The 12,261-nt window shown below is 74.0% G+C and carries 11 protein-coding genes; 9 read left to right on the forward strand and 2 right to left on the reverse strand.

Features of this window, described 5'->3' with window-relative positions; all coding sequences use genetic code 11:
• Window positions 1-73: 73 nt before the first annotated feature.
• On the forward strand, window positions 74-919 hold the full coding sequence (locus tag OHQ87_RS30280) for a polysaccharide deacetylase family protein (RefSeq protein ID WP_328349069.1): 846 nt from the start codon (window positions 74-76) through the stop codon (window positions 917-919).
• A gap of 11 nt (window positions 920-930) precedes the next feature.
• The gene (locus OHQ87_RS30285; protein ID WP_328343429.1) at window positions 931-2,175 is read left to right on the forward strand and encodes an MFS transporter; all 1,245 of its coding nucleotides are present in this window, start codon (window positions 931-933) and stop codon (window positions 2,173-2,175) included.
• A gap of 15 nt (window positions 2,176-2,190) precedes the next feature.
• Here OHQ87_RS30285 and OHQ87_RS30290 read toward each other — a convergent pair whose 3' ends face one another.
• On the reverse strand, window positions 2,191-2,760 hold the full coding sequence (locus OHQ87_RS30290) for a hypothetical protein (protein ID WP_328343430.1): 570 nt from the start codon (window positions 2,758-2,760) through the stop codon (window positions 2,191-2,193).
• Window positions 2,761-2,868: 108 nt separating this feature from the next.
• Between OHQ87_RS30290 and thrB the strand changes: the two genes are divergently transcribed.
• From thrB to prfA, 4 genes are all read left to right on the forward strand, one after another.
• On the forward strand, window positions 2,869-3,813 hold the full coding sequence (gene thrB, locus OHQ87_RS30295) for a homoserine kinase (RefSeq protein WP_328343431.1): 945 nt from the start codon (window positions 2,869-2,871) through the stop codon (window positions 3,811-3,813).
• Window positions 3,814-4,109: 296 nt separating this feature from the next.
• Window positions 4,110-6,251, forward strand: coding sequence for a transcription termination factor Rho (gene rho / locus OHQ87_RS30300; protein ID WP_328343432.1), 2,142 nt, complete (start codon window positions 4,110-4,112; stop codon window positions 6,249-6,251).
• A gap of 623 nt (window positions 6,252-6,874) precedes the next feature.
• Window positions 6,875-7,099 carry a 50S ribosomal protein L31 gene (rpmE, locus tag OHQ87_RS30305; protein ID WP_328343434.1) on the forward strand — a complete coding sequence of 75 codons (225 nt, stop codon included), beginning with the start codon at window positions 6,875-6,877 and terminating at the stop codon, window positions 7,097-7,099.
• 120 nt (window positions 7,100-7,219) lie between these two features.
• The gene (prfA, locus tag OHQ87_RS30310; RefSeq protein WP_328343436.1) at window positions 7,220-8,308 is read left to right on the forward strand and encodes a peptide chain release factor 1; all 1,089 of its coding nucleotides are present in this window, start codon (window positions 7,220-7,222) and stop codon (window positions 8,306-8,308) included.
• 21 nt (window positions 8,309-8,329) lie between these two features.
• Here the strand turns inward: prfA and OHQ87_RS30315 are convergent, their stop codons facing one another.
• Window positions 8,330-9,880, reverse strand: a complete 1,551-nt coding sequence (locus OHQ87_RS30315; protein ID WP_328343438.1) for a GGDEF domain-containing protein — start codon at window positions 9,878-9,880, stop codon at window positions 8,330-8,332.
• A 109-nt stretch (window positions 9,881-9,989) separates the two neighbouring features.
• Between OHQ87_RS30315 and prmC the strand changes: the two genes are divergently transcribed.
• Genes prmC through OHQ87_RS30330 form a run of 3 tightly spaced genes read left to right on the forward strand, consistent with a single transcriptional unit; the run spans window position 9,990 to window position 12,193 of the window.
• Entirely contained in the window at window positions 9,990-10,937 is a 948-nt protein-coding gene (prmC, locus tag OHQ87_RS30320) for a peptide chain release factor N(5)-glutamine methyltransferase (protein ID WP_328343440.1), read from the forward strand.
• Window positions 10,916-11,581, forward strand: coding sequence for an L-threonylcarbamoyladenylate synthase (locus OHQ87_RS30325; protein WP_442930623.1), 666 nt, complete (start codon window positions 10,916-10,918; stop codon window positions 11,579-11,581). Before prmC ends, OHQ87_RS30325 begins: the two co-directional genes overlap by 22 nt.
• Window positions 11,582-12,193 carry an arsenate reductase/protein-tyrosine-phosphatase family protein gene (locus tag OHQ87_RS30330; RefSeq protein ID WP_328343442.1) on the forward strand — a complete coding sequence of 204 codons (612 nt, stop codon included), beginning with the start codon at window positions 11,582-11,584 and terminating at the stop codon, window positions 12,191-12,193. It begins immediately after the preceding gene.
• Window positions 12,194-12,261: the final 68 nt, after the last annotated feature.

Below are 12,261 nucleotides of genomic sequence, written 5' to 3' on the forward strand. Positions count from 1 at the left end.
ACATCGGGCCGGCCGACGGGTACGGTCACCCTGTGTTCATCTACTTTCGGTCATCGTCGATCCACCCTGGGTGATGGCGCGGAGCGGGCCGGAGACGGCCGACCCGGGCGGCGGGCGGTGGGGCCGACGGCGGCTGCTGGGCGGCGGGGCGCTGCTGGTCGGGGGCGTCACGTTGGGCGCCGCCGGGATGTCGCAGGGGACGTGGCTCGCCGACCGGCACCTGCCGCTCTCCGCCGGCCCGGCCAGCGCCACGGTCGGCAACCGGCGACAGGACGTCGGCTCGGGTGGGCTCCAGGTGGTGTGGCACGTGCCGACCACCGAGCGACTGGTCGCGCTGACCTTCGACGACGGCCCGCTGCCCCGGTGGACGCCGACCGTACTGGACATCCTGGACCGGCACGCGGTGCCGGCGACATTCTTCCTGGTCGGCACACGGGTGCGTCGGCACGCCGACCTGATCCGGGGCCGGTTGACCCGGCACGAGGTGGGCAACCACAGCTGGCGGCACCGGGATCTGGCACGGCTGTCCGCCCCCGCCGTACACGACGACCTGCGCCGGTCGCACGAGGCCATCACCGAGGTCGCCGGGGTGCCGCCCCGGCTGGTCCGGCCCCCGTACGGGCACCTGGGCGGCGGGGTGCTGCACGCCGCCGTACGTCTCGACTACCGCGTCGTGCTCTGGTCGCTGCAGATGGTGGAGGGCGAGTTCCCGGACGACCCGGCCGGACACGCCCGGCGGATCGTGGCCGACGTCGTGCCCGGCACCATCCTGCTCGCCCACGACGCGGGGTCGGAGAACCGGCAGGTGGCGCTGCGCGGGCTGGACGCGATGATCAGCGGTCTGCGGGCCCGTGGCTACACCTTCGTCACGGTCTCCCGGCTGCTGAGCCGAACGGCAGTGCCGCGAGCCGGCGGGTAGGGTCCGGGTACGTGTCCTCTCCGCTCTCGGTCCTGGTCCGCAACCGGGACTTCCGCAACCTCTTCCTGGCCGAGCTGGTGGTCTTCGGTGCCGACTGGTTCGTCATGGTGCCGCTGCTGGTGCTGCTGCCGCAGTTGACAGGCAGTGGCGTCTGGGGTGCCCTGGTGCTGGCCCTGGACACCGGGGTGCTGGCGCTGCTGCTGCCGTACACCGGGACCATCGCCGACCGGTTCGACCGCCGGAAGGTCATGATGGCCGCGAACGGCGTGACGCTGCTCGGTGTGCTGCTGCTGCTCGGCGTCCGCGACGCCGGCACGGCCTGGCTGGCCATGGCGGCGATCACGCTGGTGGCGGTCGGCAAGGCGTTCTACTCGCCGTCGGCGCAGGCCGCCCTGCCCAATGTGCTCGACCCGGCCGACCTGGCCGCGGGCAACGCCGTGGCCGGGTCCGCCTGGGGGACGATGACCGTGGTCGGCGCGTCCCTCGGTGGGGTGTTGAGCGCGGCGGTCGGGCCGTACGCCTGCTTCTGGGTGGGTGCGGTCGGCCTGGTGCTGGCGGCGGGCCTGGCAGCGCTGATCCGCCGGCCGTTGCAGGCGGCCCGGGAGCCCGACCGGTCGACGCCGCGCACCTGGACGGCGATCCGCGAGGCGTTGGGCCACATCCGGCACCGGCCCCGGGTGCTGGCGCTGGTCACGGTGAAGTCGGCGGTGGGGCTGGGCAACGGAGTGTTGACCGTCTTCCCCTTGCTGGCCGCCCTCTACGGGGTGGGGCCGGTCGGCACCGGTCTGCTCTTCGCGGCGCGCGGGGCGGGGGCGCTGGTCGGGCCGATCCTGATGAGCCGGGTGTTGACCAACCGGGCCTGGCTGCTGCCCGGCCTGGCCCTGTCGATGTCCCTGTACGGGCTGGCCTACCTGGGCGCGGCGGTGACACCCTGGTTCCCGCTGGTGGTGGTGCTGGTCTTCGTGGCCCACTTCGGTGGCGGCAGCAACTGGGTGCTGTCGAACTTCGCCCTCCAGGGTGAGGTGCCCGACCGGCTGCGGGGCCGGGTGTTCGCCACCGACATGATGCTTGCCACCCTGGCGATCTCGGTCAGCCAGCTGGTGGTCGCCGGCGTGGTCGACCGGGTGGACGAGCGGGTGGTGCTCGCCGGCTGCGGCCTGGTCACCCTGGTGTACGCGGTCGGCTGGCGGATCGCCACCCGCCGGCTCTCGCTCACCGGCCCGGCCGCCGACCCGGACCCGCTGCCCGCTCGCTGAACCGCCGGACGCTGCTCAGTCGGGGCGGTCGACCTGCGGCGGGACGGTCGGCGGACTGTCGCTCCCGCCCCGGGCAGCGGCGGCCTGGCCCGGCACCGTCGGACCTGGGGCAGGGTGGCCGACGGCAGGGTGGCTGGTGGCCGGATGGCCGGCGGCGAATCCGGGTGGTGGGCCACCGGCGGCGGCGCCGGTGGGTGTCCCGCCAGCCGGGGGCGTCCAGGTGCCCCACGGATGGCCGGGCGTGGGGGACGCGGCGCGGCCGACGAACACGGCGGCGACGACGAGGCCCAGGCCGACGGGGTAGCCGAGCCAGCCGACCACGCTGACGGTGAGGTTCCACAGCTCGAACTGCCGCATCCCGCCGGGGAGCGAGCGCGACCGGATCAGCTCCGGCAGGGCTGCCACCCAGGCGGTGCTGAGCAGTTCCAGCAACAGCAGTAGGGCGGCCCCGGCGAGCAGCAACGACCGGGCCCGACCGGGCAGCCGGCGGCGGGCGGTGGCGGCGACCACCAGGACGGCGAGCAGCGTCAGCAGCACGGGCAGGTGGCCCAGCAGCTGCACGAGTCGGTAACCGAACATCTCCATGTGGCCTCCCGGCCGGCGGTGGGGTCGGCGTCAGGCTAACCGAGGTGATCCAGTCCCACCGTCCGGGCGAGCAGGCGCGACGTCGGTCCCGGGCCCTAGCATGAGCCGGTGCCGACGACTTTCGCCTCCGGGCCGGTGCGGGTGCGGGTGCCCGCGACCAGTGCCAACCTGGGCCCCGGGTTCGACGCCTTCGGGCTGGCCCTCGCCCTGCACGACGACGTGGCCGCCGAGGTGACCCCGGCCGGTGTCCGGGTGGCGGTGACCGGCGAGGGCGCCGGCGAGCTGCCGCCGGACGACCGGCACCTGGTGGTGGTCGCCATGCGGGCCGCCTTCGACCAGCTCGGTGGGCAGCCGCCGGGGCTGGCGCTGGAATGCGTCAACCGGATTCCGCAGGCCCGTGGCCTGGGCTCCTCCTCGGCGGCGATCGTGGCCGGGGTGCTGCTGGCCCGCGCGCTGGTCACCGACGGCGGGCAGCGGCTCGACGACGACGCGGTGCTGCGGCTGGCCGCCGAGATCGAGGGCCATCCGGACAATGTCGCCCCCTGCCTGCTCGGCGGGTTCACCATCGCCTGGACCGAGCCGACCGGCGGCCGGGCGGTCTCGCTGCCGGTCGCCGCCGGGGTACGGCCCACTGTCTTCGTGCCGGCCGAGCGGGGGTTGACGGCCACCGCGCGGGCGGCGCTGCCGGCGACCGTGCCGCACGCGGACGCGGCCCTGAACGCGGGCCGGTCGGCGTTGCTGGTGCACGCGTTGACCGCCGAGCCTGCGTTGCTCCTGCCGGCCACCGTCGACCGGCTGCACCAGAATTACCGTGCGGCGGGAATGCCGGAGACTGCGGCCCTGGTCAGCGAGCTGCGTGCGGCCGGTGTGGCCGCTGTGGTCAGTGGGGCTGGCCCGACGGTGCTGGCGTTCGACGGGCCGCCCGACGGGTTAGTGCCGGGAACAGAATGGGAAGTCTGGCGGTTGCCGGTAGAGGTGCGCGGAGCGACGGTCGTACGGGGTAGACTGGGACACGCCGAGCGGGACCCTGTTGCCGCAGGTCGGAAGAGTTGATTACGCTCTAGACTCAGCACAGCCGCGAAAGCACGCGATCTCTCTGCGGGTCGGCGCACCCCGAAGCTCTCGGCGGTCAGCCCGTCACCCCTGCCAAAGGCCCACGCCGCACCGCAGTTTCCGCAGGTCGCCGCAGACGGCGAGACCTGCTCACCGACGTTGGTGAGTTGGGAAACCGCCCGGCTGCTGTGCCACAGACTCCCGCGACGCGTCATGCGAGGCGGGTGCACCGAGGCCGCCCGGCCACCTTGCTTGTCGATCCCGGGCAGTCCCGGCCTATCGAGGGAAGGAATCCATTGAGCGACACCACCGACGTGACGTCGGATGTTTCCAACGTCGCTGGCGATGCCACCACCGCCGCCCCCGCCCGCCGTCGGCGCAGCGGTACCGGTCTGTCGGCGATGCTGCTGCCGGAGCTGCAGAGCCTGGCCGCGTCGCTCGGCATCTCCGGGACCGCCCGCATGCGCAAGGGCGAGCTGATCAGCGCGATCTCCGAGCGGCAGCAGGGCGGCGCCGCGACCGGCACCCCTCGACCGCGGGCCGAGGTGGCTGCTGCGGCTGCCCCCGTCCGGGAGGAGGTGCGCGCCGAGGTGACCCCGGAGCGGGCCCCCGAGCCGGCGTCGGCGGCCCCTGCCGCCACCGGTGAGACCGAGGGTCGGACCCGGACCCGGCGCAGCCGGGCCAGCACCGCCGAGGCGCGGCCGGCTGCCGAGACGCGGACCGTCGAGAGCCGGACCGTCGAGAGCCGGACCGAGGAGGCGCCGGTCGAGACCGGTGAGCGTCCCGAGGCGCGCGGCGGTCGGGACCGTGGCGAGCGGGCCGGCGTCGACCGGGCCGAGCGCGGCGAGCGGGCCGGTAACGACCGGGCCGAGCGGGCGGGCAGTGACCGGGCCGAGCGGGCCGGTAACGACCGGGCCGAGCGGGCGGACAACGACCGGGCCGGCCGTACCGGTAGCGACCGCACGGGTAACGACCGTGGCGAGCGGGCCGGTAACGACCGGGCCGAGCGGGTGGGCAGCGACCGGGCCGATCGCAACGACCGGGGTGACCGCAACGACCGGGGTGACCGCAACGACCGAGGTGAGCGGGCGGACCGCAACGACCGGGGCGACCGCGGCAGCGATCGGGGTCAGCGCGACAGCCGCGACAACCGTGACGATCCGGACGACGACGGCGAGGGTGGCGGTCGGCGGGGCCGACGCAGCCGGTTCCGGGACCGTCGGCGTGGTCGGGGCGACCGGATCGAGGGCGGGACGGACAGCGGCGGCGGTCGCGAGCCGCAGGTCAGCGAGGACGACGTGCTGGTGCCGGTCGCCGGCATCATCGACGTGCTCGACAACTACGCCTTCGTCCGGACCACCGGCTACCTGGCCGGTCCGAACGACGTCTACGTCTCGATGTCGCAGATCAAGAAGCACGGCCTGCGCCGGGGTGACGCGATCACCGGCGCCGTCCGTGCCGCCCGGGACAGCGGCGGCAGTGGCGACCAGCGGCGGGACAAGTACAACCCGCTGGTCCGGCTGGACACCATCAACGGCATGGAGCCCGACGAGGCCCGTCGCCGTCCCGAGTTCTACAAGCTCACGCCGCTCTACCCGCAGGAACGGCTGCGGCTGGAGACCGAGCCGCACATCCTCACCACCCGGGTGATCGACCTGGTGATGCCCATCGGCAAGGGGCAGCGGGCGCTGATCGTGTCGCCGCCCAAGGCGGGCAAGACGATGGTGCTCCAGGCCATCGCGAACGCCATCACCCGGAACAACCCGGAGTGCCACCTGATGGTGGTGCTGGTGGACGAGCGGCCGGAAGAGGTCACCGACATGCAGCGGTCGGTGAAGGGCGAGGTCATCGCGGCCACGTTCGACCGTCCGCCGCAGGACCACACCACGATCGCCGAGTTGGCGATCGAGCGGGCCAAGCGCCTGGTCGAGCTGGGCCACGACGTGGTCGTACTGCTCGACTCGGTGACCCGGCTCGGTCGGTCGTACAACCTGGCGGCGCCGGCCTCCGGCCGGATCATGTCCGGTGGTATCGACTCCACGGCGCTCTACCCGCCGAAGCGGTTCCTGGGTGCGGCCCGCAACATCGAGAACGGCGGCTCGCTGACCATCCTCGCCACCGCGTTGGTGGAGACCGGGTCCATGGCGGACACGGTCATCTTCGAGGAGTTCAAGGGCACCGGCAACGCCGAGTTGAAGCTGGACCGGAAGATCGCCGACAAGCGGGTCTTCCCGGCGATCGACATCAACCCCTCCGGTACGCGCAAGGAGGAGGTCCTGTTCGCGCCGGAGGAATTGGCGATCATCCACAAGCTCCGCAAGGTGCTGCACTCGCTGGATTCGCAGGCGGCGCTGGATCTGCTGATCGACCGGCTCAAGCAGTCCCGCACCAACATCGAGTTCCTGATGCAGATCGCCAAGTCGACACCGGGGGAGTGACCCCACCCGGGTGAAGACCGCCACGAAGGGCACGGCCGCAGCGGCCGTGCCCTTCGTCGTACCCGGATTCGCACTGGCTGGGGATTGCTGCTGGTGAACTTTTCCTTCGATGGGACTGGCAGCTCTTGAAAATTCTGTGCGTAGCCGGGTTGACTGGGGTAGGCGGGTTCGCGGGTTCGCGGTCGATCCGGCCGGGGCGTGCCCACCGGTGGGCGGCGGAGGAGGACCTGGGGAGGCGTCCGCCGCCCGGCCGCCCTATCGGGCGGGCTCCTGAACCTGGGGGAGGAGCCCGCCCGGTCCGGCCGGACCGGTTTCCGTCCCGCCGCCGACCCGGCCGGGCCGCGTCCGCCGACCCGGCCGGCCCCCGACCCCGCCGACGCGGGCCGCGCGCGGGGCCGGCAGGCCGGTCGAGGAATGTGGGCCGGGACGGCGGGAATGCGGCCCGGTGGGCAGGCGTTACCACTGCCGGACCGATCGTGCGGCCCGCTCGCCGGGTCGGCTCACGCCCATGGCACACTGGTCAATCGGCCACCGGTTCCGGTTCACGCCCGAGTCCGTCGCGCACCAGGCGGCGGGGGATCAGCGGCGACCCGGCGACCACCTGACGAAAGGACCGAGGCGACATGAAGCCCAACATCCACCCGGAGTACGTGACCACCGAGGTCAAGTGCTCCTGCGGCAGCTCCTTCACGACCCGCAGCACCGCCAAGGGCGGGACGATCAGCGTCGAGACCTGCAGCGCCTGCCACCCGTTCTACACCGGCAAGCAGCGCGTCCTCGACACCGCCGGCCGGGTCGCCAAGTTCCAGCAGAAGTACGCCAAGGTTCAGGCGAAGAAGGCCAAGTAGCTCCACCGACGACGCCCGCGTCCGGCCCCGTGCCGGACGCGGGCGTTCGTCCGTTCCGCCTACTTGCCACCTCCGTCCCCGGTTCTTCCGCGGGGAACCCGTCGAAGGAGTACACCCCGTATGAGCAGCGAGCGCCTGGCCGCCCTCCTCGACGAGTACGCCGAACTGGAGAAGCGGCTGGCCGACCCGGCCATCCACGCCGACCAGAACACCGCCCGCCGGGTCGGTCGCCGCTATGCCGAGCTGGTCCCGCTGCACAAGGCCGCGGGTGAGCTGGAACAGGCCCGTGCCGACCTGGTCGCGGCCCGGGAGCTGGCGGCCGAGGAGCCGGCCTTCGCCGAGGAGGCGGAGTCGATCGCGGTGACCGTGCCGGCGCTCGAGGAGCGGCTGGCCGAGCTGCTGATCCCGCGGGATCCGCACGACGCCAAGGACGTGATCATCGAGATCAAGGCCGGGGAGGGTGGCGAGGAGTCGGCGCTCTTCGCCGGTGACCTGCTGCGGATGTACACCCGGTACGCCGAGCGGCACGGCTGGCTGACCGAGGTGATCGACGCGCAGGACTCCGACCTCGGTGGGGTCAAGGACGTCTCGCTGGCGATCAAGACCAAGGGCGTGCCGGAGGGCGGCAACGGCGTCTGGTCCCGGCTCAAGTGGGAGGGCGGCGTGCACCGGGTCCAGCGGGTCCCGGTCACCGAGTCGCAGGGCCGCATCCACACCAGCGCGGCAGGCGTGCTGGTGCTGCCCGAGGCCGAGGACGTCGACGTCAGCATCGACCCGAACGAGCTGCGGATCGACGTGTTCCGCTCGTCCGGGCCGGGCGGGCAGTCGGTGAACACCACCGACTCGGCGGTACGGATCACCCACCTGCCGACCGGTGTGGTGGTCTCCTGCCAGAACGAGAAGTCCCAGCTGCAGAACCGCGAGCAGGCGATGCGCATCCTGCGGGCCCGGCTGCTGGCGGTGGCCCAGGAGCAGGCCGACGCCGCCGCCTCGGACGCCCGCAGGGCGCAGGTGCGCACCGTGGACCGCTCGGAGCGGATCCGCACCTACAACTACCCGCAGAACCGGATCACCGACCACCGGATCGGCTACACGGCGTACAACCTCGACCTGGCCCTCGCCGGGGAGCTGGACGGCGTCCTCGACGCCCTCACCGAGGCCGACCGCGCCGCCCGCCTCGCCGGCGACACCGAGCTGACCCGCCGCTGACCGACCCGCGACCCGGCCGGGTCAGCCGGCGCGGGAGCGGGTCTTGGCCCGCAGCATCTCCCGGTCGGCGATCTCGAACGCGGTGCCGAGGGCGTCGCGTACCGCGGTGCCGCCGCCGCTGCCGTCGACCTCGGCGAAGCCTATGCTGACCCCGACCGGCGTGCCGGGGACCAGCGACTCCCAGTCCTCGGTGCGCACGGCCGCGTCGATCCGGCGGGCCACCTCGGCCGCTTCGGTCATGCCGGCCCCGGAGAGCACCACCACGAACTCGTCGCCGCCGTAGCGGGCCACGAAGTCGCCGCGGCGCATCACCCGGTTGATCACTCCGGCGATCCGTTGCAGCACCAGGTCACCGGAGTGGTGGCCGTGGGTGGTGTTGACCGCCTTGAAGCCGTCCAGGTCGCAGACGCCGATCACCACCCGCTCGCCCCGGGACACCACCGAGCCGATGTGCCGCTCCAACTGACGCCGGTTGGCCAGCCCGGTCAGCGGGTCGGTCAGTGCCTCGCCCTCGTAGCGGGCCGCCTCCCGGCGCATCTCCTCGTGGTCGATCCGGGCCGCGATGCCGTCGATGTAGACGTCCCGCAACCGGTCGTTGCGCTGCCCGGCCAGCCGGAACGCCATCCGGTCGGCGCGGTGCGCGGCGGCGTGGTCGCCGGCCCGGGAGAAGGCGATGCTGCGCAGCCGGGACGGTTCCGCCGCGCCGAGCGTCTCGGCCGACACCCGGGCCGAGTCCAGTCGGGTGATCGCCTCGATCGGGCGTCCGTCGGCGACCGCCAGGCAGACGTGGCCGAGCTGGCGCATGTCCCGGGCCCGGGCGCTGTCCCCGCTGTGGTCGAGCAGCCGGGCCGGCTCCGGGCCGACCGGACCCGGGTCGCCGAGCGCCGCCCGGCGGACCGCCGCGTAGCCGTACGCGGCGAGGCTGCTCGGTCGAAGCCGGTCGGCCCGGCCGTCGGAGGCGAAGCGCGCCAGGTCGGCCGCGATGTCGCGGAGCACCCGCAGGCAGCCGTCGCTGTCGCCGTTGTGGTCCAGCGCGACGGCGTTGCGCAGTCGGATGCCCGGGGCGGCGAAGGTCTCCTCGGGGATGCCGGCGGCGGCACCGTGCTGGCGGGCCCGCTCGATCGCGCCGAGCGCATGGCCGTGGAAGCTGAGGTAGGAGTAGGCCATCGCCAGGTCGTGCCAGCCCCAGGCGGTGTCCCGGTCCCGGTCCTCCGCGGCGCCGAGCGCGCGGGCCGCCCGGACCAGGTGCATGACGCAGCGGTCCAGCGCGCCCTGGTGGTGCGCGGCGAGCGCGGCCAGTGCGTTGAGGTGCCCGTGCAGGTAGGGCTCGGGGAGGTCCCGGACGGCCCCGGAGGCCTCTTCGATGGCCCTGGTGAACTCGGCCGTCCGGCCGAGATTGATCAACGCGCAGAGCCGCTGCACCAGGGCGTCGGCCCTGGTGTACGGATCGGCGGTGGTGCGCAGCACCCGGTCGAGGACCCCGACCGCCTCGGCCGATCGGCTGGCCTCCTGGAGGTGGCGGGCATGCGTCAGGGAGTCAACCTGGTCATCGACCCGGTCGAGCCACCCCACCTGGCGAACCTCCTGTCGGTGCGCGTCCGGACCGTCGGCCTCGCCGCCGGGTCGACGCGGGGGCCCACACCCACTCGTGGCGCGGCCGACGACGCATCATGATTATGTCGTGACCTCACTTCCGCGCCACCCGTCCGAAGGGACAGAACGCGAGCGGCCCTCGCTCGTGGTGGCCCGCGCCGCCCGTACCCTCGCCGCCGCCGGGGTGGCGTCGGCCCGCGCCGAGGCGGAGCAGCTCGCCGCGTACGTGCTGGACGTGCCCCGGGGCCGGCTCGCCCTGGCCGACGGCTTCACCCCCGCCCAGCGGGCCCGCTACGACGCGCTGGTGGCCCGGCGGGCCGACCGCGAGCCGTTGCAGCACCTGACCGGCCGGGCCGGCTTCCGGCACCTGGAGCTGGCGGTGGGGCCGGGGGTCTTCGTGCCCCGCCCGGAGACGGAGCTGCTGGCCGGCTGGGGGATCGACCGGGCGTCGACCCGCCCGGACCCGGTGGTGGTCGACCTGTGCAGCGGCTCGGGGGCGATCGCGCTCGCGGTGGCCCAGGAGGTGCCGACGGCCCGGGTGGTGGCGGTGGAGCGGTCCCCCGCCGCGCTGACCTGGCTGCGGCGCAACGCCGCCGAGCGGGCCGCCGCCGGGGACCGGCCGGTCGAGGTGGTGGTCGCCGACGTCACCGACCCGGGGCTGCTCGCCGACCTGGTCGGCGCGGTGGACGTGCTGCTGTGCAACCCGCCGTACGTGCCGCGTACGGTCGCGGTTCCCCCGGAGGTGGCCGGGTACGACCCGGACGAGGCGGTCTTCGGCGGGGCGGACGGGCTGGCCGTGGTCCGCCCGGTGCTGCGCCGGGCGGCCGAGCTGCTGCGACCCGGCGGTGACCTGGGCGTCGAGCACGACGACACGCACGGCGCGGCGGTCCCGGCACTGCTCGCCGCGGACGGCCGGTACGCGGCGGTGCGGGCGCACCGGGACCTGGCCGGCCGGCCCCGTTTCGCCACCGCGTCCCGCGGGTCGGACGGCCCGCACGACGTCCGGACGTCGGCGTGGCAGACTGGCTCCTCGTGATGCTCTACGACTGTCGGTCGCCCGCCGACCGGGACCGCGGTGTCGCCGCGGCGATCGAGGCGGTCAAGAACGGCGAGCTGGTCGTTCTGCCCACCGACACGGTCTACGGGATCGGCGCGGACGCGTTCACCCCGTACGCGGTGCGGGCCCTCTCCGACGCGCGGGGTGGCAGCCAGGCGGCGCCGCCGGTGCTGATCGGCTCCCGGCACACCCTCGACGGCCTGGTCTTCTCGCTGCCCAAGGCGGCCCGTGACCTGGTGGAGGCGTTCTGGCCGGGGGCGTTGACCATCGTGGTGGAGCACTCGCCGAGCCTCGCCTGGGACCTGGGCGACGCCAGCGGGACGGTGGCGGTACGGATGCCGCTGCACCCGGTGGCGTTGGAGGTGCTGCGGGAGACCGGCCCGATGGCGGTGGCCTCGGCCAACAAGGTGGGCCAGCCGGCCGCGCTGACCGCCGAGGAGGCCCGCGACCAGCTCAGCTACTCGGTGCGCGTCTACCTGGATGCCGGCGCCTGCCCCGAGCCGGTGCCGAGCACCATCGTCGACCTGACCGGTGAGGTGCCCCGGCTGCTCCGGGTCGGCGCGATCGACCTGGACCAGCTCCGTGAGGTGGCACCGGACATCCTCGACGAGCGGGGAGCCTGAGTGCCGCCGTTCACCGTCCTGCACGTCTGCATGGGCAACATCTGCCGGTCCCCGATGGCCGAGCGGCTGCTGGTGCTCGCCGTCCGGGGGCGGCTGGGGCGGCTCGGTGTCGACCCGGCCGGCTCGGACGCGCTGCTGCACAGCCACAGCGCCGGCACCGGCGGCTGGCACGCGGGGGAGGAGATGAACCCGCCCGCCGCCCGGCAGGTGCTGGGCCGGGGTGGCGACGTCGAGGGTTTCGCCGCCCGCAAGCTCCGCTCCGACCTGATCGACGCCGCCGACCTCGTCCTCACCGCCACCGCCGACCAGCAGGAGTACGTGGTGGCGTTGCGCCCGGACGCCGCCGGGCGCACCTTCGTGCTGGGGGAGTTCGGCCGGCTGCTCGGCGCGGTGGACACCGCCGCCCTGCCGCCGGCACAGGCCACCCCCGATGCCGTGTACGCCCGGGGGGTGGCCCTGGTCGCGGCGGTCGACGCGGCGCGGCAGGGTGCGACTGCGCTGCACTCCGACGACCTGGACGATCCGTGGGGCCGGGGCGACCAGTGTTTCAGTCGGGTGGCCGACGAGATCGAGGAGACCGTGCACCCGCTCGCCTCGGCCCTGCTGCCCTGAGCTTGTTCCGGGCCTGATCCGGGTGCCGTTCTCCGGTGCCGTCCGGTCTGTCTCGTCCGGGTGACCGG

The sequence above is a fragment of the Micromonospora sp. NBC_00421 genome (assembly GCF_036017915.1).
In the GTDB taxonomy this organism is placed as follows: Bacteria; Actinomycetota; Actinomycetes; order Mycobacteriales; family Micromonosporaceae; genus Micromonospora.